At 64.4% G+C, this 22440-nt stretch carries 16 protein-coding genes, 1 tRNA gene and 5 pseudogenes; 13 read left to right on the top strand and 9 right to left on the bottom strand.

All coding sequences use genetic code 11. The features are described 5' to 3' along the window. Positions 1 to 386 precede the first annotated feature (386 nt). From VXD91_RS03080 to VXD91_RS03060, 5 genes and pseudogenes are all read right to left on the bottom strand, one after another. Complete coding sequence (locus VXD91_RS03080) at positions 387 to 959, bottom strand: TetR family transcriptional regulator (protein ID WP_318986952.1); 573 nt, start codon at positions 957 to 959, stop codon at positions 387 to 389. A 96-nt stretch (positions 960 to 1055) separates the two neighbouring features. Beyond that, positions 1056 to 2141, bottom strand: a complete 1086-nt coding sequence (locus VXD91_RS03075; RefSeq protein ID WP_025997290.1) for an IS630 family transposase — start codon at positions 2139 to 2141, stop codon at positions 1056 to 1058. A 42-nt stretch (positions 2142 to 2183) separates the two neighbouring features. Beyond that, positions 2184 to 3066, bottom strand: a pseudogene (locus VXD91_RS03070) (alpha/beta hydrolase). A 26-nt stretch (positions 3067 to 3092) separates the two neighbouring features. Further along, positions 3093 to 3530, bottom strand: a complete 438-nt coding sequence (locus VXD91_RS03065; protein WP_061003656.1) for a PaaI family thioesterase — start codon at positions 3528 to 3530, stop codon at positions 3093 to 3095. A 47-nt stretch (positions 3531 to 3577) separates the two neighbouring features. Then, complete coding sequence (locus VXD91_RS03060; protein ID WP_318986921.1) at positions 3578 to 4057, bottom strand: hypothetical protein; 480 nt, start codon at positions 4055 to 4057, stop codon at positions 3578 to 3580. Here VXD91_RS03060 and VXD91_RS03055 point away from each other — a divergent pair. Beyond that, positions 4041 to 4405, top strand: a pseudogene (locus tag VXD91_RS03055) (transposase); the annotation flags it as partial. The gene VXD91_RS03060 and the pseudogene VXD91_RS03055 sit on opposite strands and share 17 nt — an antisense overlap. Positions 4406 to 4904: 499 nt before the next feature. Here the strand turns inward: VXD91_RS03055 and VXD91_RS03050 are convergent. Continuing rightward, positions 4905 to 5573, bottom strand: a complete 669-nt coding sequence (locus VXD91_RS03050; RefSeq protein WP_318986951.1) for a TetR/AcrR family transcriptional regulator — start codon at positions 5571 to 5573, stop codon at positions 4905 to 4907. 162 nt (positions 5574 to 5735) lie between these two features. Here VXD91_RS03050 and VXD91_RS03045 point away from each other — a divergent pair, with 162 nt between their 5' ends. From VXD91_RS03045 to VXD91_RS03015, 7 genes are all read left to right on the top strand, one after another. Beyond that, positions 5736 to 7241: an MFS transporter gene (locus VXD91_RS03045; RefSeq protein WP_346414624.1), complete on the top strand. Its 1506-nt coding sequence runs from the start codon at positions 5736 to 5738 to the stop codon at positions 7239 to 7241. Positions 7242 to 7300: 59 nt separating this feature from the next. Then, positions 7301 to 7774, top strand: coding sequence for a PaaI family thioesterase (locus VXD91_RS03040; RefSeq protein ID WP_318986950.1), 474 nt, complete (start codon positions 7301 to 7303; stop codon positions 7772 to 7774). Positions 7775 to 7791: 17 nt separating this feature from the next. After that, a complete protein-coding gene (locus VXD91_RS03035; RefSeq protein ID WP_346414622.1) occupies positions 7792 to 8415 on the top strand; it encodes a TetR family transcriptional regulator in 624 nt (207 codons plus the stop codon). A gap of 73 nt (positions 8416 to 8488) precedes the next feature. Beyond that, positions 8489 to 8911: a DUF6188 family protein gene (locus VXD91_RS03030; protein WP_318986918.1), complete on the top strand. Its 423-nt coding sequence runs from the start codon at positions 8489 to 8491 to the stop codon at positions 8909 to 8911. A gap of 183 nt (positions 8912 to 9094) precedes the next feature. Further along, complete coding sequence (locus tag VXD91_RS03025) at positions 9095 to 9706, top strand: TetR/AcrR family transcriptional regulator (protein ID WP_346414627.1); 612 nt, start codon at positions 9095 to 9097, stop codon at positions 9704 to 9706. 182 nt (positions 9707 to 9888) lie between these two features. Then, the gene (locus tag VXD91_RS03020; RefSeq protein WP_346414621.1) at positions 9889 to 12978 is read left to right on the top strand and encodes an RND family transporter; all 3090 of its coding nucleotides are present in this window, start codon (positions 9889 to 9891) and stop codon (positions 12976 to 12978) included. 587 nt (positions 12979 to 13565) lie between these two features. Then, entirely contained in the window at positions 13566 to 14102 is a 537-nt protein-coding gene (locus VXD91_RS03015) for an HD domain-containing protein (RefSeq protein ID WP_318987370.1), read from the top strand. 10 nt (positions 14103 to 14112) lie between these two features. Here the strand turns inward: VXD91_RS03015 and VXD91_RS03010 are convergent. Together VXD91_RS03010 and VXD91_RS03005 are read right to left on the bottom strand one after the other, a co-directional pair. Further along, a pseudogene (locus VXD91_RS03010) lies at positions 14113 to 14575 on the bottom strand (NUDIX domain-containing protein). 30 nt (positions 14576 to 14605) lie between these two features. Then, positions 14606 to 15409: pseudogene (locus VXD91_RS03005) on the bottom strand (hypothetical protein). A 285-nt stretch (positions 15410 to 15694) separates the two neighbouring features. On the opposite strand from VXD91_RS03005, the gene VXD91_RS03000 reads away from it, so the two are divergent. The 4 genes and pseudogenes from VXD91_RS03000 (at position 15695) to VXD91_RS02985 (ending at position 20950) form a co-directional block, all read left to right on the top strand. After that, entirely contained in the window at positions 15695 to 16021 is a 327-nt protein-coding gene (locus tag VXD91_RS03000; protein ID WP_318987369.1) for a hypothetical protein, read from the top strand. Positions 16022 to 16123: 102 nt separating this feature from the next. Then, positions 16124 to 17531 (top strand): annotated as a pseudogene (locus VXD91_RS02995) (FtsK/SpoIIIE domain-containing protein). A gap of 56 nt (positions 17532 to 17587) precedes the next feature. Then, entirely contained in the window at positions 17588 to 19126 is a 1539-nt protein-coding gene (locus tag VXD91_RS02990; RefSeq protein WP_318987368.1) for a replication initiator, read from the top strand. 177 nt (positions 19127 to 19303) lie between these two features. Next, complete coding sequence (locus tag VXD91_RS02985) at positions 19304 to 20950, top strand: recombinase family protein (RefSeq protein WP_318987367.1); 1647 nt, start codon at positions 19304 to 19306, stop codon at positions 20948 to 20950. Here VXD91_RS02985 and VXD91_RS02980 read toward each other — a convergent pair. Then, positions 20932 to 21017: transfer RNA gene (locus tag VXD91_RS02980), tRNA-Leu, on the bottom strand. The genes VXD91_RS02985 and VXD91_RS02980 overlap by 19 nt on opposite strands. A gap of 74 nt (positions 21018 to 21091) precedes the next feature. Here VXD91_RS02980 and VXD91_RS02975 point away from each other — a divergent pair. Further along, complete coding sequence (locus VXD91_RS02975; RefSeq protein ID WP_318987366.1) at positions 21092 to 22423, top strand: M20/M25/M40 family metallo-hydrolase; 1332 nt, start codon at positions 21092 to 21094, stop codon at positions 22421 to 22423. Positions 22424 to 22440 lie beyond the last annotated feature (17 nt).

Here is a 22440-nt window from a genome sequence, read left to right as displayed (position 1 = left end):
TCGGCGCCCCCAACTCTTCGCTGACCGTCGCCGCGCATTTTGCGTCTCGCGACGAGACCGGGCTGAGACCAGGGTTTGAACTCGGATCGGCCGACCATGCCCCAGTGAAATCTGCTGTACGCCTCGTATTTTCAATGCACGCGTGAAGTGATGAGTTAGAGTCGACGCTGTTTCTGACGACGCCATCGGCAAGTGCTTACTCGGCCTGCTTGTGCCTAAAAGTGCATAGTTGAAGCTGGCAGAGGCATCGGCAGCGATCTGTTGCCTTCGGAGAGTGCCTCTTGAACAGCTGATCTCATTGACTATGCGGCCTTGGACAATAGCGGTGCAACGGTGGCGGTGGCCGCCAGTGCCTCGCGCGTGACAGGCCGATCATTGATCCACCGCTATCGCGGGGCCAGATAGCGCAGTGCTACCTGCGAGATTCGCCGCCCGGTGGTGTGGGCGTCGGCGGCTGGCAGCACGAGGTGGCTGACGGTGAGCCGGACCAGTACGTCGGCCACTTCATTGACGTCCTCGGGATCGAGCTGGTCGAAGTGCTCGCCGAACCACGCGATTAGCGCGGCCGATGACAACTCAAGCAGTGATGCGGATGTGGGCAACAGCGGAAGGACACCGGTTGCGCTGTCGCGTGTCCCCGTTGTAGTTGTACGGGTCGATGTCAACGCGGCTTTCAGCAGAGGACTGGCCTCAGCTTCCTTGAGCGTGTACTCCACGGCGGCGGTGATTCCACCACCGATATCACCGGTATGCGATGCAAGGACGGCGTGAATTCCTTCCAAGAAGAGCTGACCTTCAGTGACAACCAATGCGTCGCCTAGGCCCTGCTTGTCGGTGAATTCCTTGTACAGAGTTGGGCGAGATACGCCGACGAGCTCTGCAACCTCGCTCATTCGGACTCGCTCCCACCCTTTCTCGATCGTGAGTTCTCGGGCCGCCCGCAACACCTCGTCGCGCATGTGTCGGCGGAATGACATCCGCATGGATTCTGTGGGCATGTGAGCAGGATAAACGCGACGGCGCCGGACGCCGCATCAGAGTGGTTGATCAAGGAGCTAGTGTCTTGAGTCATTAATTCGAGTGCAGTAGTTCCCGATGCTGGCTAGGATTTGGTCGGCGGTCTTCGTCCAGACGTAGGGGCGCGGATTGTCGTTCCAGGTGTCGATCCATGCTCGGATGTCGGCGTTGAGTTGGCGCACTGAGGTGTGGGTGCCGCGGCGCAGTTTCTTGGTGGTCAGCTCGGCGAACCACCGTTCGACCAGGTTGAGCCATGATGAGCTGGTCGGGGTGAAGTGCAGCACAAAGCGGGGATGGCTTGTCAGCCAACGTTTTACGGCGGGGGTCTTATGGGTGGAGGCGTTGTCGAGCACGACGTGACAATCCAGATCGGCGGGGACTTCGGCGTCGATTTTCTTCAAGAAGGCGAGAAATTCAGTGGAGCGGTGGCGCGCGTGCAGTGAGCCGATCACCGTTCCTGTGGTCAGGTTCAAGGCCGCATACAGGCTCGAGGTGCCGTGGCGGATGTAGTCGTGACTGGCCCGCGCTGGGGTACCGGGCAGCATCGGGAACACGGGCTGGGTGCGGTTCAGAGCCTGGATCTGCGTCTTTTCGTCAACGCAGAGCACCACCGCCCGCTCCGGCGGGTCCAGGTACAGACCGACCACGTCGCGGACCTTTTCCACGAACAGCGGATCCTTGGACAGTTTCCATGAATCCTGTTTGTGTGGAGCTAATCCGAATGCGCGCCAGACCCGCGAGACCATCGACTGACTCAAGCCCAGGTGATCGGCCATCGACCGCGTCGACCAATGCGTGGCATCCGGTGGAGTCGTTTCCAACGTTGCAGTGATCAGATCCTTGATCTGCTCATCACCCACGACACGCGGCCGGCCCGGGCGCGGCTCGTCGAGCAATCCGTCGCAGCGGTCCACGACGAACCGATTACGCCACCGACGCACCGTGGTGATCGACAGATCCAGCCGCCGCGCCAGTTCGGTATTGGACCCACCATCGGCGGCTGCCAACACAATTCGCGACCGCATCGCCAAGCCTGCAGCACTAGTCCGACGCCTGGCCCAACCCTCAAGCTCAGCCCGCTCATCAGCGGTCAACACAATCTTGGCAGCACGCGGAGTCGGCACGACCCAGTCTAACAGCTAGATCGTAATTAATGACTCAGGACACTAGACGAGGTCGTCGAGGAAATCGAGCACCGCTTCCGAGAAGACAGCGTTGTCATCGCCGGCGATCATATGGCCTGCGCCCGTGACATCGACAGTGCGCGCATGCGGCACGAGGTCGCGGAAATCGTTCACAGTTTCGTCGGATACCACGTCGGACAGCAACCCGCGCACGAGGAGTGTTGGTGCCGTAACACGCTGCGCACCGTCGACCAACAAAGTGCTCATCTTCTCGAATTCGGCTGTCCCGGCTGCCTGGTCGCCTTGGAGAAACTGGAAATTCGATGCCACGAACGCGGGATCCCAACGCCACACCCACCGGCCGTCGCTTCGTTGATGTAGGACTCTTCGAAGTCCGTCGAGGTTGTTCGGTCTCGAGCGGTGCGGGTTGTATGCCGCGATGGCCTCGGCGGCGGATTCCAGGTTGTCGAACCCGTTGGCGTGCGCCGACATGAAGGCGACGACGCGCCGTGCGCCTTTCATCTCCATACGTGGTGTGACGTCCACAAGAATCACGGCGTCCCACAAGTCTGGCGGAGCTAGCAAGTGACTGCCGAGAATGGTGAGGCCGCCAAGGGATGCCCCGATGGCCACGATCGGCCGTCCCAGGTTCGCGTACGGCCGTACTGCGATCAGATCGGATCCGAGCCGATTCAGATCGTAACGGCCTGTGGGATCCCAGTCGCTGTCACCGTGCCCGCGTGCGTCATACGCGGCCACCGTGAATCCGCGCGCGCAAAAGCAGTGCTGTGACGTCCCAGGCGTGTCGGCTCTGACCGCCGCCGTGGAGTAGCAATACAACCGCGCGAGGTGCGGCACAGCGGTAGAAGTCAACAGCCAGAGTGAGCCCGTCGCTGGTTGGCACGCGCTCAAGCGCAGCGGTCACCCTTTAGCCCTTCCGCTCGCCATTGATCACGAGGTCGGCTTCAGGCCCACGATCGTCACAGTGCCCTGGGCGACACATACTGCGCGACTTTGGTTGGTGATGTCGATCCGAGCAACGCCGCTGGTTCTCCCGAGCGCGACAATCTCGGCGACTGCGACGCACTTGCCGGCGGATACGGGCCGAAGCAGGTTGAGCTTGAACTCTGTTGTCGCAACCCATGAGCCCTCAGGGATGACTGGGTAGAACACGACACCGAGGCAGTGATCAACCATGGCGGACAGGCAGCCGCCGTGCAGGTTGCCGAACGGTGTCTTCAAGTCGTCTCGGGCGTCCATTTCTGCGACCAGTCGGCCGGCGATGAACTCGGTGTGTCGGAAACCGAGGTAGCCCGCGAGTCCGCCGACGGTCACTGTGGAGTCCTTCAACTGTTCGGCGACACGGTCGTTGAATGTGGCGAAGTTCACCGGCATATTCAGCCTTTCAAGACATAGATTGCTGATGAGACAGTACGTCAAGGTTGTTCCGTTGCGCGATCGTTACTGCTGGAGGCGATCGCGGGAATTAGCGGCCGTTCGTCGTACCCGCGTAATCCGTCTCCGCTGCGCTCTCGGGGCCCGCTGGCGGCAAGCAGGCTAAGAATAGTGCGAAGAATCCACTCCGAGCCATGATCGATGGATACGCCGGGCGTCAGCTGTGTCCAGAGCTTCGGGACTGTGGATTTATCGGTGTTTCCGGCCTGACACGCTGAGCGAAGCTCGGCGAGGAAGGTGCCGTGATGACGCCACTGGATGTGGCGAAGAAAAAGTCGGGGCCCTCCGCTGCGCAGCAGGCTGCGGTCGAGCTGGTGCGGCTGGCCCAGCAACAGGGGCCATCGCTGACCGGTCCGGACGGACTGCTCAAACAGATGACTAAAGCGGTGCTCGAGATCGCGCTCAATGAAGAGATGACCGAGCACCTGGGCTACGAGAAACAGCAACACTTTTCGGCTCACTTCCCGCAAGTCCTTGGACGAGATCAAGCGGGACACCAAACCGACCTACACCGCGATCAACGCCGCCGACGCCCGGGCCGCGTTCGACGATCTGACTGAAAAATGGGGCCAGCGGTATCCGGCGGTGATTCGGTTGTGGGGCAACGCCTGGGCGGATTTCATCCCGTTCCTGGACTACGACGTGGAAATCTGCCGAGTCATCTGCAGCGCCAATGCTATTGAGTCTTTGATCGCCCGCTTCCACCGAGCGATCACGGCAGGGCACGATGGGTGATGCGGTGCAAGCCAGCGCTCGACGCGTTTGCAATCACGTTCGGCGACCGATTCCCGGCAGCCGCGACCTACTGATGGAAACCGCCGGAAACACCGTTAACGAGATACTCCGTTGGCAAGTTCGATGGTGACGGGTGGCCGGTAGTGATGCCGTGCGCAGTCACGCCGTTCGGGTAGCTGTCGCTATCCGCAGTGTGGGCTTTCCGCCCGGACCTTCTCCAGCGGTGAGTTTGGCGAGCTGTGCGTCGACGGTCTCGATGGGTCAGCGGACCGCCGAACGGACGAATTGAAGAACCGCCTTGATAGGCGGAGAGGACTTCGCTCAGATCGGCGAGTCGGTCGAGTGGGATCGCGAACTCGTCGGCGGATGCAAGGGGCTTTCGTTCACCGCTGCATTGCAGATCTTATGTAGTAAGCGCTGTGCTCACCGGGGTATCTGGTGTTTTTCCGAGGCATTGGCTTCGGAGTTCCTGATCGGGAGCAGTGACGTCCGCTGATGTTCTCCGTTAAGGGTGAATGCGGGTTGGGCGGTGCGCCTACTGCGAACACTCCATCCGTGGGACGCTCGCTGGTTCTAGCTGGCGTCGGGTCTTGTTGTGGCTGGGTTGACGCTGTAGGTGTCCATGAAGGTGTCGACGAGGCGGATGCAGTCGTTGTGGGTGATGGCGCGGATGCCGGTCAGTCGGGCGAAGACGAGGGGGCCGACGAGCTGGCAGATGGCGAGCTCGACGTCTAGGTCGCCGAGTTCTCGGCGGCCGTCGGCGCTTTGCAGGATGTTGTCGAAGGGTTGCCGGTATTGCTCGACGACGCGGGAGCGCAGCGCGTGAGCGTTGGCGTGCGGGGTGCCTTCGGAGTCGGCGCTGGGGGTTTCGGCGGGGCCCAGGGCCGCCCAGGCGAGGGTGGTGACTTGCACCGGCGCTTCGGCGAGGAGGTCGGCTTGGCGTGACAGCAGTTCGATGAGTCGCTCGCGCAGAGTTCCGCTGGTGGGTTCGGGCGGAATGACTTGCGGCAGTAAGCGTTCGAAGGTCGCTGCGAGTAGCTGGGTGGAGCTATTGAAGTGGCGGTAGAGGGTAGTGCGGGCGACTTTGGATGCCTTGGTGACCGCGTCGATGGTGACTGCTTCAACGCCGCCGGTCTTGAGTAGGTTGGCGGCGGCATCGAGCAGTCGGTTCCGTGACCGCGTGCGGCGCGGATCGATGTCCTCGTCATAGTCGTCCGGTATCGGCGGGGCCTGATTTCTCACTGTGGCTCCTTTGCTGATCCCGGGTGTGTTCGTCGACAACCTCAGTTATGGTACATCGAGTAGCGCAGCGAAACTGAATGTACAGGGGTGTTGAGCGTGCCGGATCAGCAGAGATCATTCTCGCGTGGGCAGCAGTGGACCCTAGTCGTGTCGTGTGCCGCGGTGGCGCTGGTGATTGGTTCGATGGCGGCCCTATATACCGCGTTGCCGAACATTGCCGTTGATACCGGGGCAACGCAGAGCCAGCTGACGTGGGTAGTCGACGGGTACACCTTGGCGATCGCGTGCCTGGTCTTGCCTGCGGGCGCGGTCGGCGACCGTTATGGCCGGCGGGGCGTGCTGATCGCCGGGTTGGCGGTGTTCGCGGCGGCGTCGGTGGTGCCGTTGGCATTCGACACCCCGTGGTGGCTGATCAGTGCGCGGGCGGCGGCTGGGGTGGGTGCGGCGTTGGTGATGCCGTCCACGTTGTCGATCCTGACCGGTGAGTTCGGGGTGGCCCAGCGGCGACGTGCGGTGGGCATCTGGGCGGGCGTGGCCGCCTCGGGTGCAGTGGTCGGGGTGCTGATTTCTGGTGTGCTGCTGCAACTTTGGTCGTGGCGGGCGATTTTCGTGGGGCTGGCCGCCGCGGCGGTGCTGCTGCTGGTCGCGGCGCTGCGAGTGCCCACTTCCCGCGAGGGTGCCCATCCTCGTATCGACGTGGTGGGGTCGGTAGTGATCGCGCTGGCGATCGGTCTGCTGGTGGTCGCTCTTGTCGAGGCGCCGCATCGCGGCTGGACGGACACCGTGGTGATGGCGCTGTTTGGTTGCGCCGCTGGATGTTTGGTGGCGTTCGCGGTGGTGGAGTTGCGGCGTGCTGACCCGCTGCTGGACATGAGGTTGTTTCGCGATCGCAGTTTCACGGCGGGCACGGTGTCGCTGGTGCTGCATTTCGTGGTGATTTTCGGGGTGTTTTTCCTGCTGGTGCAGTACCTGCAGCTGATCAGCGGGTATTCGCCGATCAGGTCGGCGTTGGCGCTGACACCGTTGATTGTGCCGATCGTGGTGGTCTCGGTGGCGGCACCGCAGCTGGCGGCACGCTGGGGGTTGCGCGTGATGCTGGCGGGTGGTCTGGGGATGCTGGCGGTCGGGATGTTTCTGGCGAGCCGGCTCGACGTGCACTCGGGTTATGTAGACATTGTGTGGTCCCTGGTGGCGCTGGGGACCGGTTTGGGTCTGTGTACAGCGCCGTCGACGGCAGCGGTGGTGGACGCCACCCCGGTGCACAAGCATGGGGTGGCCGCGGCGGTCAACGATGCGGCCCGCGAAGTCGGCGCGGCGATGGGGATTGCCATCGCGGGCAGTGTGCTGGCCGCCGGCTACAGCGATCGGGTCGGCGCGACCGCGGCTGCCCTGCCGTCGCCGCTGCGCGCTGCATTCGAGGACTCACTGGCGGCCGCGGCACAAGCGGCGCTTCATGTCGGTCCCGCGGCTGACGCTGCCGTCGCGCAGGCGAAGTTGGCGTTTGTTCATGGTTGCGCGACAGGGGCTTTCGTGCTTGCGATGATCAGCGCAGTGTCGGCATTGATCGTTGCCGTGTGGGCGCCGGGCCGATCAGCACCGCCACCCGAGGCGGCTGCGCCGGTGGTGCCCGCCCCGGCCAGTTCGAGTGAGCCGGCGGGTGCCGCGTGAGCGACTCGGTAGCCGATGAGGATGTGCCACAACAACTTCCCGCGCACACCCCGGTGTGCATGGGATGTGGCCCCGACAATCCGCATGGCCTGCGGTTGACGGCCTATCGCGACGGCACGGAGGTGTTCGCCGATGTGACCTTCGATGAACGGCACATCGGTGCTCCCGGTCTGGCCCACGGCGGCGCGATCGCCGCGGCCTGCGATGACGTGCTCGGCTTCACGCTGTGGATCGCCGGCACCCCGGCGGTAACACGCAGCTTGACGATCGAGTATCTGCAACCGGTCCCGCTGCACCACACCCACCGTGTGCGCGCCCGCGTCGTGGATCGTCGCGGCCGGGTGCTACGCGTGGAGGGAACCGGGGTGGGCAGCGACGGCGTCACCAGGTTCACCGCGGCGGCGGTCTTTATCGCTGTGGACGCGGCCCATTTCGCCGCGCACGGCGACATCACCGGGTTCACGGAGATGTTCGCCGACCTCGCGCGCCACGCCGCCGGCGGCGGCGTCGAGCGCGATAGTGGGCCGCGATGAGCGTGCCCGATGTCCAGATGAGCGAGCCTGATACGTACTTGCGCCCGCCACCGGTGCGTCCGAGTCCGGTGGTCGTCGCGGGCCGCCGCGAAGAGATCCTCGACGCGGCGCTGGAGATCGCCTCGGCGCACGGTTTTGAGGGTGTGCGCATGCGTGCGGTTGCTGCGCGGGCCGGCACGGCCGCGAGCTCCCTGTATCGGCACTATTCGTCCAAGACGCATCTGCTGGTGACGGTGCTGGCCCGCGAAATTGAGCGCCTGGACGCCGAATTCGACTGGAGCGCCGATGAATTGACCCCACCGCAGCGCTGGGCGCAGTTGACGGTGCGGCTGCATCAACGGTGGCTGGACGAGCCCGCGTTGACCGATGCGATGGTGCGGGCGTTCGTGGTGGCCGATACCGGCGCGGCCGATGCTGTGCAGTACGCCGTCGGCGTGATCGAGGACATGTTCGCCCGCGCGCTCGGCGGACCCTCGCCTACGCCGCGCGAGCGACACCTGGCCGGTCTGATCGCCGACATCTGGCTGGCCAACCTCACGGCCGTGATCAGTGGGCGGGTCACCCCCGCCGATGCGCGGGAGCGCATCGACCGCACCGTCGGCCATCTGCTGGGGGCATTGCTGCGCACCGACATTCGATAGCGGAACTTGTGGTATCGCTGCGCTACTTTTTGTACCATGACTGTGCACAACGACGTGCCGAAAGGAGCCGGTCATGCACACTCTTTGGATCACGCACTGCACCATCCAGCGGGTTTCGTTGCACGAGGGGTTGGTGCTCGACTTCGACGACTACAACGAGTTGGTGATCGCCACCGCGATGAAATTGACCCTGCCGCCGGTGGGTCTGTATCCCGAGGAACAGGTGGTGATCGACCCGCACAACTTCGCGCCGCAGCACCGCGCCCTGCTCGACATGGCCGGCGCGACGTGCGCCCACGCCGAATGCGACGACGACGGCGCGCTGCATCTTGTGCTGTCGACCGGGGGCGGTATCGATGTCACCCCCGATGGCGACCGGGCCTCCTGGGAGCTGTACGGCAAACGGCACGGCTACATGGCCTGCCTGCCGCCGGGGCAGGTCCGCATCGTGCGCCATGACCTCCCCATCGGTGATATTGGCGCTGCCGCAAGCTAATTGCTTTGCCGACTCCGCCGTGGGCCGCCAAAATTTTGTTGACGAACGCTGCGCCCGGCGAACGTGGAACAACTAGTATCGGAGGGATACTTTTTGTTCCACTTGTGCGGGAGGCTGGCGATGGGTAAGCGGACCAATAGCTCCACGGCCGCGGCGTCGGCGGTGGGCAAACCGCGCTCCACGATGGCTGATCGTCAGCGCGCCCAACGCGCCGAGCTGGTCCGCGAAGAGGTCATTGATGCTGCATTGGCCGAGTTCGCTGAGCGGGGCTATCACCAGACCTCGATCAGCCACATCGCCGCGCGGCTCGGCTCGGGGCACTCGATGTTCTACCGATATTTCGAGAACAAGCGCGACATCGTCGATCACGCGGTGCGACAGGTCAACGGCCGGCTGGGCGCTGCCATCGATGAGGCCACGCCGTGCCTGGTCACCTCCATCGAGGAGTTCGGTCAGTACCTGTCCTCAATCGGCATGGCCTACACCGATGTCCTCGCCGAAGAGCCGCGGCTGTTGCAGCTGATCGTGGTGCAGGCCGCCGGGGTGGATCAGGAAATGTCGCAGCGGTTTCACCGTATGTATGACAGCGGCGCCGCGATCCTGGGTGCGGCGCTACGCCACGGCATCGACCGCGGCTACATCCGCCCCGACCTCGACATCGGTGCTACCGCCGAGTCGATCGTGGCGATCCCTTTCGGCATCGCCCTGCGCTACGGACACAAACCCGACCGTGACGTTCTGATCGCCCAGACCGCGGCGATCACCGCCCTGGTGTGTCGGGGTATCGCCGTCTAAACGCCAGGCCAGGGCCGGGCTGGAGGCTGCGCCGGCATCGTTATCGTCCACGAAAATAACGCTGCCGCAACTTAATTCGGCGCCCGAAGCCGGAAAAACTATGCACGAACGCTTCCCTGCCGGAAATGGAACAATTAGTATCGAAGCGATACTTTTTGTTCCGTTTTGACGGCAGGGGCAGCATGAGTGATCGCACCGACGGGCCTGGCACCACGCGGCGGGGCCGGGTCACCGACCCGTCCGCGTCGTCGGAATACAGCGCCCGACTCGGGCGCCTCGCGACGTTCACGGTGCGCCACAAGGCTCTGGTGATCGGCGGGTGGATCGCCGCGGCAGTGCTGCTGGCCCTGCTGTTCCCGCAGCTGGAAACGGTGGTGCGCCGCCAGTCGGTGGACCTGATTCCGCGCGATGTGCCCTCGTTTCAGACCGTGGACCGGATGAGCACCGCGTTCGGCGAGCAGGGCTCCAAAACGATGCTGTTCGTGGCGATGGAGGACCCCGCCGGGCTGAGCGATCAGGCACGTCAGCGGTACGGGGTGTTGATCGAGCGGTTGCGCGCCGACCATGCCCACGTGCTGCTCGTGCAGGATCTGCTCGCCGATCCGGTCACCCGAACCCAGGCGGTCAGCCGGGACGGGAAAGCCTGGTACCTGCCGGTGGGCATTGCCGGCGCGCTCGGCGATCCCACTGCGGCCGAATCGGTGGGCGCGGTGCGCGACATCACCACAGCGGTGTTCACCGGATCGGGGGTCAGTGCCCACGTCACCGGCCCGGCGGCCACGTTCAGTGACCAGATCTCTTCTGCCGAACACGATTTGCTGTTAGTGTCGATCGCCACCGCCGGACTGATCGCGCTGATCCTGCTCATGGTGTACCGATCACTGTTCACCGCGCTGCTGCCGCTGCTGGTCATCGCGCTGAGCCTGGCCGTCGGGCGGGGCGTGCTCTCGGGACTCGGGCAGTCCGGGTTGCCGGTCTCGCAGTTCACCGTGGCGTTCATGACCGCGATCCTGCTCGGCGCCGGCACCGACTACACGGTGTTCCTGATCAGCCGCTACCACGAACAACGCCGCGCCGGAACGCCACCGGAGGCGGCGGTCATCACGGCCACCGCGAGCATCGGCCGCGTCATCCTGGCCTCGGCGGCCACCGTCGCGTTGGCGTTCCTGTCCATGGTGTTCGCCACGCTGAGCGTGTTCGCCGCACTGGGGCCGGCCTGCGCGGTCGCCGTCGCCGTCGGATTTGTGGCCACGGTGACCTTGCTGCCCCCGGTGCTGGCCGTGGCGGCCCGCCGCGGCATCGGCGAACCCAAACCCGACCGCACCCGCCGCTACTGGAATGCCGTCGCTGTCGCGGTGGTGCGCCGTCCGGTACCGCTGCTGGTCGCCAGCCTGCTCATCCTGGGACTGCTGGCCGCCGCGGCCACCGCGATGACCATCAGCTACGACGACCGCGCCGGCCAACCCGCCAGCACCGCCAGCAACCAGGGCTACCAACTGCTCAACCGGCACTTCCGCAAAGACATGGTCCTGGCCGAATTCCTCGTGGTGCAGAACCCGACCGACATGCGCACCGCCAAAGGGCTGGCCGACCTCGACGAAATGGCCTCCCGCATCGCTCAATTGCCCGGCGTCGTCTCGATCGCCGGTGTCACCCGACCCACGGGCGCCCGCTTGGAGCAAGCCCAACTGTCCTGGCAGAACGGGCAGATCGGCGACAAGATGGCCCAATCGGTCACCGACGCCAACGCCCACCGCGCCGACCTGAACGCCCTGACCCACGGGGCCGACCAACTCGCCGACGGCCTCGCCCAACTCGACACCGCCGTGCGCACCGCCATGGGACCCCTGGGCGGTGTGCTCACTCAGGCCTCCACTGCCGGCGCCCGCATGCAGCGTTTCGGCCCACTGCTGCAACAACTCTCGGCCACCGCACCTGGTGTGGATCAGGCCATCCAAGCCGGCCCCGGCATCCGCCCCCTGGCCCAGCGCGCCGAGAACGCCATCGGTGTCCTGGACCCGCTGGCCGGTGCCCTCAACGCTGCCCCGTGGTGTGTGGCGACCCCCGAATGCGCCCAAATCCGTGACCAAGTCGCGGTCCTGGTCACCTTGCGCGACAACGGATTTTTCACCCAGATCGCCACACTAGGAGACCACTACAACCCGGCCACCGATGCGACCGTGACCGGCACCCTCACTGACATTCAACACACCGTCACCGCCATGAACGCCGCGTTCAAAACCCTCGGTGACCCCGCCGATCTGGCCGCCAACATCCACCGGCTGCAGCAAGGAATCGGCCAACTGGCCACGGGGTCGCGCGCGCTGGCCACCGGGGTGCACGCCCTGGCCGACAGCAACATCCAGATGCTCACCGGCATGAGCACGATCGCCACCGCCCTGCAGAACTCGGCACGCGCCACCGCCGGCTCGGACGCCGCCGCTGGTTTCTTCCTGCCCGCCACCACCTTCGATGACCGGCGATTCGCTGACCTCGCCAGACACTTCGTCTCACCCGACGGCAAAACCGCCCGCTTCGCCATCGACACCAACGCCGACCCCTACAGCATTCAAGCGATGCGCCTGGCCCAGCAGATCACCGACGTCGCCAACGCCGCCCGCCCCAACACCACCCTGGCCGATGCCAGGGTGGCGGTCGCCGGGTTCCCGGCTGTCAACGCCGACATCCAGCGCCTGCTGTCTGCGGACTTCACCCAACTGGCTATCGCCACCCTGGTGATCGTCGGGCTGATCCTGGTGGCGCTGCTGCGTGCCATCATCGCCCCGCTGTACCTGCTGGGCACCGTGATCCTGAACTACCTGGCCTCCCTGGGCATAGGTGTCATTGTGTTCCAGTGGATTCTCGGCTACCAAATCGCCTGGCCCGTACCACTATTGGCGTTCATCATCCTGGTCGCCGTCGGCGCCGACTACAACATGCTCCTGGTGTCCCGGTTGCGTGAAGAATCCACGGCCAACCTGCGCGTCGGGGTGCTGCGTACCGTCGCCAACACTGGATCAGTGATCACCTCCGCCGGCCTGATCTTCGCTGCAAGCATGTTCGGCCTGATGATCGGGTCGGTGGCGATCATGTTCCAGGTCGGGCTGATCATCGGCTGCGGGCTGCTTCTGGACACCTTCCTGGTGCGAACCCTCACCGTTCCGGCTATCGCCACCCTGCTCGGTCAAGCCAGCTGGTGGCCTCAACGTCCATCCCGGCGCCGGGCACCCGCCACCGCGCCGGCACACCGAGAGCCGGTAGGCACAACGTAAGTCATGGCCGGCCGCGCCCCGCCCGCGGTGCAATTCGGTGGTCTGGGTATGGCGCAGCCGGTGGGTTTGGCTGAACCGCAATGGCCGCCCGGCGCTATCGGTGAGGCCGTGGATGTTATCGAAGCGGCCCAGCACGATGCTGTTGGAATCGCAGCTGCGGGGCCGACGACCCTGGAACGGAAACCGCACTCCCAGAAATAGATACGTTGGCGTCAGCTCGGGGTAGGCGGCGGACCCAGGCTTGACCCCAGTAAAGAAAGTTCTCACATCGCAGGTCAAAGCCGCGTGTGCATGGAATGGACTGAGGCGCGATCACGTCGGTGAGTTGCGTGGTCGGGTCGATCGTCATTGACGGCGTTCGAGGGTGGTCATTTGCCCGCGACGAGCCGACTGAATGACGCTCGACGACGCGTTGTAGCTCGGGATCTGAGTGGTGCCGGCCGGTGTTTTCGCGGGGCGGCGAACGGGAGCGCCAGCGGACGGTAGCCGCCCCGGTCTGAAGTCAGGCTGAAGATGATGCGCTGAACGCGGCGAGCGATTCTGCGTCTGAGGACGGCGGTTTGTGGGCCGGCTCGTAGGCTGGTGTCATGAGTAGCGATCCGGCGGAGCGTGCAAGGCGGTTGGCTGAGCGGCATCTCTCCGGATTGCCGCGCCGCTGGGCTCACGTGCAGGCCGTGGCGGCGGCCTCCGAGCGGATGCGGCCGCACCTGGACGTCGAGACCGGAAACTGCCTGGTGGCGGCGGCGTGGCTGCACGATATTGGGTATGCGTCGGACCTGCGTGAGACTGGTTTTCACCCGCTGGACGGCGCGCGGTTCCTGCGCTCGCAGGGCTTTCCCGAGGCGGTTGTGTCGTTGGTGGCATTCCATACGGGTGCGGCAGTAGAAGCTGAGGTGCGTGGAATCGAAGGGCTGGAAGAGTTCGCCGAGCCCGCCGCCGAGATTCTGGACGTGCTGACGTTCTGCGACTTGACGACCGGCCCCGACGGTTCACCGGTGTCTGCAGCAGCGCGTTTGGACGAGGTGATGGAGCGGTATGGGCCCGAAGACCCCTTGCATCGGGCGGTCAGTTTGTCGCGAGAGGAATTGCTTGCGGCAGTGGGGCGGGTGCAATCGTGGCGGTAAGCCGGCCTGGTTATCCGAGGTAGGGTGCCGACCTCTGGTCCAGGTAGTGGGTGATGCGCAGCCGCATTGAGGGGTGCATGTCCAGCGCGCCTATATCGGCCGGGTCGGTCCAGGCGACGTCGGTACTTTCATGGTCGGTCGCGAGCTGCCCGCCCAGGACCGTGGTGGTAAAGCACAGGGAAAACTGTTGACGCACTTCGCCATCGGAAAAAGCAACCACGTGTGCGGGGTCGGTGTAGACGCCTGACAGGCCAATGACCTGCACGTCGAGCCCAGTTTCTTCTTTGACTTCCCGGATAGCGGTCTGTTCGATTGTTTCTCCGATATCGTGGCCGCCACCGGGCAGAGCCCACAGTGTGTTGTCCCGGCGTTTGACCAGCAGGATACGACCTTGTTCGTCGGTGACGATCGCCGACGCGGACGGAACCACACTGTTGGGGGTGGGGATCGTTGTAATAGTCGGTCCGGGCCATCGGTAGGGCCTCTCGTGTCGCGGTGGATTCTTACGGTCTCGGCGGTGGTCGTGCTTGGTCCCAGACGCGGGTGAACGCGTCCACGAATGTCGCCCACAGTCGCGGCTCGTCGGTACGAGAGAAGATCATCACCGGGTTGTCGCGCCCTGGTGAGCCGTAGACGTGGAAGTTGATGAGCATGCTGTCGTCGACCTTGAAAATTGATGTGTAGAGCGTTGTTTGGTGGGTACGCACCTGCAGACCCGGGGTCTGGACGTGGGGAGCGAGCAGTTCCACGGAGTTGCGAGTGCGGGCCATGACAGAGTCGCCGATACCTTCCTCCTCACCCCGCAGGATCATGTTGTCCCCGCCGGGGTCGCCGACGAGAAAACGCACCTGGGCGCCGCGTTTGGCGGCTTCGACCAGGGTGGTTGTGAAACCATCGAGAGTGTCGAACAAGAACGTGGCGGCGAACTCCAGAATATCGATTGATTTCTTGGCGCTGGAAAAATGCCTCTGTCACAGCTGAACTGGGACCTGGGTGCGGGTTGCGTACATCGTCGGGCTGAACGTTGCTGCGGAATTGGTAACGGGCCGATTGGTGGGTTGTTCGGCCGGGAACTGGGATGGCCACAGGTCATGCAGTGTGCACCCCAGCTCGCGGGCTGCTGCGTGGGCATTCTCCCGCTGGACGTGCCAATCGGCATCGGTGGCCCAGCGCCGCACCGTCTTTTCGTGAATCCCTATGCGCGCGGCAAGCCGGCGCGGGGACAATCCTTTAGCGCGTAGCGCCCGGTCGAGTGCAACGTTCTTGGTTTTGGAGGACGGTAGGTCGCCGTCGGGTGTAAGCGCCACGATGCCACCGTCCCTCCCTGTGCGGTAGTCGCTCGACCCGTAAATCAGCGACTGACCACGATCTTTACATAAACCCCATCTCTGGCGTTGACATCATCGAACTGCGCGCGGAACAGCCGGACAGTTCTATGGCCATGTCCGCACGCATGTCCGCGAATGTCCACGCCGATGTCCAACGTGTCTTCGATGTCCTTCGGTGTCTCTGTGAATGTCCGGGATGTCCACGTGTAGTGATCTCAGCGCTCGCTCAGGGCGCGACGTGACAACGAAAAGGACAGGGAAGCAATGAAACTGAAAATCGATACCAGTGCGGTCTCGTGGATGTGCACGAAAAGTGCTGAGGCGCGAATCGATTTCGAATCGGGTCATCCGAAAATCGACAAAGGTACTGGCTTGCCGCTGTATGCGGTGCAGCTTATGGCCCTCGATACAGACGGGGCCGAGATTCTGGCGGTGACCGTGGCTGGTGAACCGAAAGTCACTGTGGGGCAATCCGTCACGGTATCGAACCTGGTGGCGTTGCCGTGGAACCAAAATGGCAAGAACGGAATCGCCTATGGGGCTGATGCCATTACCGTCGCCGACGCAAAAGCCGTGCCGCCGCGCTCCTAGCGCGCCTAAGGTCGGCCCGCCGGCTACCACGCTGCAGAGGTGGCGGCGGTCGGCGGGCTGATCACTCACTCCCACAGACACTTTCACGAAAGACAGGACGGCATGTCGAACACGGCAAGCAACAACAAGCGGAACGAAGAAAACGAGGACTGGGTCGGCGACCTTCTTATCTCGATCGTCACCGCCTTCGGCCACCTGCTGTGGTGGGCGCTACGTTTCCCGCTGCTCGGGGTCCCGGCCGCGGTCGCGCTGGGGGTCGGCATCTGGCAGGGGTACAACATTGGGATGTTCACCCTGGCCGGGTTCGTTGCGGCCTACATGGGTTGGGCATTCCTTGATGAGGAATCTTTTGAGCATCTGGTGCTAAACCCACCCTGGCACGCCTATCTGCGGTGGTCACGCTATCAACGCGCCTGGGCCCAGGTCTGCGCGCTACACGGCCTGACCACCAAGCACGGCGAGCGGGAACATATTCCCGCCCTGCGGGTGATCGCGATCGGGGACCACACCGACACCATCGATGTGTCGGTAGTGACCGGTCAGTCAATCAGCAACTGGCAGAAGCAAACTGACGCGCTCGCTGCGGCCTGGCGTGCCGAACGCGTCACCGTGACCGCTATCGCGCCCGGTCGGATGCGTGTCACCATTGTGCGCGGCGACCCGCTGGCTGACCCGATTGCGCTACCTATGCCCACCGCTGCCACCCCTGTGGATTGCGGCGCTATACCGACAGGGGTCACCGACAGCCATCAACTGTGGCGGGTACCCGTGTTGGGGCATCACCTTCTGGTGGCCGGGGCTACTGGCTCCGGTAAGGGCAGCGTCCTGTGGTCACTGATCGCAGGCCTGGCACCACACGTGCGCACCGGGCGGGTTCGCTTGTGCGTGATCGACCCGAAAGGTGGAATGGAGTTGGGCGCAGGCGCCACTATGTTCACCGCGTTCACCCACGACGCCGGCAATGCCACCCTGGAACTGCTGCGCGCGCTGGTCGACGTGATGCACCGGCGCGCTGATCGGTTGCGGGGCCACACCCGGCTACACACACCTACTGTCGCTGATCCGCTATTGGTCGTCGTTATCGACGAAATCGCTGCCCTTACTGCCTATCTCACTGATCGGAAACTCCGCGTAGAAATTGAACAGCTCCTGGGCATGCTGCTATCCCAGGGCCGTGCAGTCGGCATCTCGGTGGTTGCAAGCCATCCAAGACCCCGCAAAGGACACCCTCCCGGTGCGCCAGCTGTTCACTGTGCGGGTCGGATTGCGGCTCACCGAAGCCACCCAAACCGCGATGGTCCTGGGGCAGGGTGCCCGCGACGCTGGCGCGGTCTGCGACGACATTAGCGATCACACTCCGGGTGTCGGGTATGTGATGACTGACGGCACCGCCACGCCCACCCGCATCCGGGCGTTCCACGTCACGGACCGTGACATCAGCACCCTGGCTCGCACCTTTCGGGCACCACACCCACGCACCACCGCATCCGGGAACCAGGAGAAGTCGTGACCGGCACAGCCTCAGCGGACCGAGCGGTGGGGAACCCGGAGTGGGTGCTGCCAGGTATGCCCGCCACCGCCGCCAGCGTCGATGTGGACAGGGTGGTGCGTGACATGGTCCGGCGGGCATCATCACCCGGCTTCGACGCTTGGTGGCGTCGCGCCGAATCGGTCGGGTTCTGTGCTCACCCCATCCAACTGAGCGGCGCTGACCTCCACGGCCGGCATCAGGTGGTGTGGACGCGCTGCAACAACCGCCGCGCCCAGGTCTGCCCGTCCTGCTCAGACCTTTACGCCAGGGACACTTGGCAACTTGTGCACGCCGGCGCCGCTGGCGGTCACCACGACGTCCCCGCCACGATCGTGGGACATCCGCAAGTGTTCGTCACGCTGACCGCGCCGGGATATGGCGCGGTGCACCACCACACTGAGACCGCGTGCCGAGATGCCGCCAGAGATGGCGGACACCGGCGTTGCCCGCATGGAAAGCCCCTGTGGTGCAGCACCACCCATTGCCGAGATGACCCGCTGATCGGGCAGCCCCTATGCATTGACTGCTACGACTACATCAGTCATGTGCTGTTCACCTGGTACCTCCCCGAACTCTGGCGCCGCTTCACCATCGCGCTGCGTCGTGCCGCCCGGTGCGAACTGAAGACCGTCGGGGCCGATCCTGACTCGGTCAAGGTGAGTTTCGTGAAAGTCGTGGAGCTGCAGGCCCGCGCCATTCCTCACATCCACGCCCTTATTCGCCTCGACCCTGTCAACGACACCACCACGGCCGGTGACCACACTGGTTACGGCCGTGCCACCTCCGGTGGCGCGGAGCCTCGTCACAACGCACAGTCACCATGGCAATCGCCAATCACCGCGCCGGCTCTGGCAGCACTGATCAACCGCGTCGCGCGCCAGATCGCCATCACGGTTGCTGCCCCTGCCGAAATTGGTGATCTTGATACGGCAAGCGGCACTGTGTTGGTGCGGTTCGGCACTCAGATCGATACCCAGCCTCTGGCCGCAGCCGCACCATCTGGCAACGAAGACTCGGATACCGCTATGGCAAGTGATCATTTGACGCCGCGGCGTGTCGCTCGCTATCTCGCGAAGTACGTCACCAAATCCCTGCAGGACTTCGGTATCGCCGCCCGCCGCCTGTCCGCTGAATCTATTGCTTCCCTTGATGTTTCCGAGCACGTGCGGTCGATCCTGACCACCATCGTTGTGCTTGCTGGCACCCAGTCCGGCATCGGAAACACCCCGGCTCTGGTGGGGATCGACCGATGGCTGCACACCCTCGGCTATCGAGGCCACATCACCACCAAATCCCGCCGTTATTCCACCACCATGAGCGCGCTGCGCAGCCAACGCGCTCAATGGTCTCGTCAGAACAACACGAAACACGTTGTGGACCAACATGCTCAGCCGCAGATTAGTGAAGACATCGGGTGGGAATTCGACCGCGCCGGACACGCTACCGTAGGCGACCGCGTGTTGGCTGTTTCGGCAAGCCTGCGTCATATCGACGCCCGCTTGGAAGGACTTGCTGAACGGCATCGCCAAGTCGGTGACAAACATTGGGACCCGGCGGGGGAATGTGATGGCTGAGAAAGGTCCTCGGCCCGCGCATGGTCGATCGGAATGCGATGCGCCGAACCTGTCAGAGGGAGGTGTTGAAATTGATCTAGTCAACCAGTTTCGACTTCCGCACGAAGCCAACTGCGCGCTGATCAACGTCATACTGGCTGTACGGGACCGGATGCGTGCATCAGGGAGGGAAGTGGCATGAGCCTCAGGTTCGCCTTCTATGGCCGAGTGAGCACAGAGGATGCTCAAGACCCGGAGGCGAGCCGAAGCTGGCAGAAGCGCCGCGCGTTGGACCTGATCACTCCGCACAGGGGAGTCCTGGCGGCTGACTACTTCGACGTGGGACAGAGCCGTTCGCTGCCTTGGAAGCGAAGGCCGGAAGCATCACGTCTGCTTGATGACGTCGCGTCTCGTGGCCGTGGCTTTGATGCTGTCGTGATCGGGGAGCCCGCCCGCGCGTTCTATGGGCCTCAGTTCGCGCTCACTTTCCCTGTGCTGACGCACTACGGAGTTGGGTTGTGGGTACCCGAGGTCGGTGGAGCGGTCGACCCCGGCTCCGAGGCGCATGACCTCGTGATGACGCTCTTCGGTGGCATGAGCAAGGGCGAGCGCGCGCGTATCCAGATGCGTGTCCGCGCCGCGATGTCGGCACTCGCGCAGGACACAACCAGATACCTCGGTGGCAGACCACCGTATGGCTACCGGCTCGTCGACGCGGGCCCACACCCGAACATTGCCAAGGCAAATCTTGGGCAACGGCTGCACCGCCTCGAAGCCGACCCCGCCACGTCACCGACCGTCGAGCGGATTTACCGGATGTACGCCGACGGAGCGGGCCTGCGTTACATCGCGCAACAGCTCACCGACGACGGCGTGCCGTCGCCAAGCCAATATGACCCCGCGAGGAACCCGCACCGTGACCCGCGAGGATGGTCTCATTCGGCTATCCGCGCCATCCTCGACAACCCGGCGTATCAAGGCGTCCGCGTTTGGGGCAAGCAGGAGAAATACGAGGTACTGGTCAACCCCGACGATGTCGCCGCTGGGTATGAAACCCGTATGCGGTGGCGTGCTGAGGCCGACTGGATAGCACCGGACCGCCGTACGCACGAAGCGCTGATCACAGACGAGCTGGCGCAGGCCGTTCGTCTTCGGACACAGGCGCGCCGAGGGCCTGGGCTCGTCTGCAGCAGAGAATCGACCGTGCCCTATGCGCTTCGTGGGCTGCTGTACTGCGCCGCATGTGGCCGGCGGATGCAGGGGGCCGCCCGACCAGGGAAGCAGACAACGCGCATTCTCTACCGATGCGAGCTCGGCAAGTCGCGTTCGGTACCTGTCGACCTGAGTGATCACCCGCGGACGGTGTATCTCCGGGAAGACGAGGTGACCGCGCGACTGGATAAATGGATCGCCACCTTGGCCGATCCGGAAGACCTCGCGCGAGGGCAAGACCTGGACCCGGCGGCAGGAAACGGATATGCCGCCTTGCAGCGTGAGCTCAGCGAGGTGAACAGCAAGATCGCCGCCCTGGTCGCTGCGGTGGAGTCTGGTGTGGCCGTCGAGGATTTGACTGCTGCGCTCCGCCGCCGGACGGCCGAGCGCGACGAGCTGAAGGCGCGTCTTGAGCATGTGGAGCGACCCCACGCGATGTCTGCGGCGCAGATCAGCGAGTTGGTCGGAGAATTGGGCGGGCTTGCGGCGGTGCTCGGCAAGGCAACCGGAGCGGAACGCGCTCAGGTGTACGCAAGTCTGGGTTTGCGTCTTGACTACGACCCGCACCTGCGGCAAGTGAGGGCGACTGCCGACCTAAGTCGTGTCGCCGGATGTGTCCGAGGGGGGACTTGAACCCCCACGCCCGTTAATAGGGCACTAGCACCTCAAGCTAGCGCGTCTGCCATTCCGCCACTCGGACCTGCCCAGCCGTCTGGCCGGGCAGCTTAGGCTAACGGATCGAGGTGCTCAGTCCAAAACCGAGGTGGTACGAATGTGACTGTGACTGCGCCCGAAGACGAAGTCGTCGACCTCGTCAGCTCCCTCATCCGGTTCGATACGTCCAATACCGGCGAGCCGGAGACCACCAAAGGCGAGGAAGACTGCGCCCGCTGGGTGGCCGAGAAACTGCGCGAGGTGGGCTACACCACCGAGTATGTCGAGGCGGGGGCGCCGGGGCGCGGCAATCTGTTCGCACGGCTCAAAGGCGCCGACCCGAACCGGGGCGCCCTGCTGATCCACGGCCACCTCGACGTCGTGCCTGCCGAGCCCGCCGACTGGAGCGTGCACCCGTTCTCCGGTGCGGTGAAGGACGGCTACGTGTGGGGCCGCGGCGCGGTCGACATGAAGGACATGTGCGGCATGATGATCGCCGTCGCGCGGCATCTGAAACGCAACAACATCGTCCCGCCCCGGGACCTCGTCTTCGCCTTCGTCTCCGACGAGGAGCACGGCGGCACCTACGGCTGCCAATGGCTCGTCGACCACCGGCCCGACCTGTTCGACGGCATCACCGAGGCCATTGGCGAGGTCGGCGGCTTCTCGCTGACCGTGCCGACCAAGGAGGGCGGCGAACGCCGGCTGTACCTCATCGAGACGGCCGAGAAGGGCCTGTCCTGGATGCGGCTGACGGCCCGCGGCCGCGCCGGGCACGGCTCGATGGTGCACGACGACAACGCCGTCACCGAGATCGCCGAAGCCGTCGCCAAACTGGGCCGGCACCAGTTCCCGTTGGTGCTCAGTGAGTCGGTCGAGCAGTTCCTGGCGGCGGTCTCCGAAGAGACCGGCTACGACCTCGACCCGACCTCGCCGGACCTGGAAGGTTCCATCGCCAAGCTGGGCGGCATCGCGCGCATCGTGGGCGCCACGCTGCGCGACACCGCGAACCCCACCATGCTCAAGGCCGGCTACAAGGCCAACGTCATCCCGGCGACGGCCGAGGCCATGGTCGACTGCCGCGTCCTGCCGGGTCGCAAGGAGGCCTTCGAGCGCGAACTCGATGCGCTGCTCGGTCCCAACATCACCCGTACCTGGGAACGGGACCTGCCCAGCGTGGAGACCACGTTCGACGGCGACCTCGTCGACGCGATGAATGCCGCCATCCTGGCCGTCGACCCCGACGCCCGCACGGTGCCCTACATGATGTCGGGCGGCACCGACGCGAAAGCGTTTGTGCGCCTGGGTATCCGGTGCTTCGGCTTCGCGCCGCTGCGACTGCCGCCCGAGCTGGATTTCGCCGCGCTGTTCCACGGGGTCGACGAACGGGTACCCGTTGACGCACTACAGTTCGGCGCCAAGGTCCTCGAACACTTTTTGACGCACTGCTGACCGACCCTGCCCGCCAC

Source organism: Mycobacterium sp. SM3041, from assembly GCF_039668335.1.
Classification (GTDB): domain Bacteria; phylum Actinomycetota; class Actinomycetes; order Mycobacteriales; family Mycobacteriaceae; genus Mycobacterium.
Note: the sequence above shows the minus strand (reverse complement) of the source record. Positions and strands in the feature narration are given on the sequence as shown.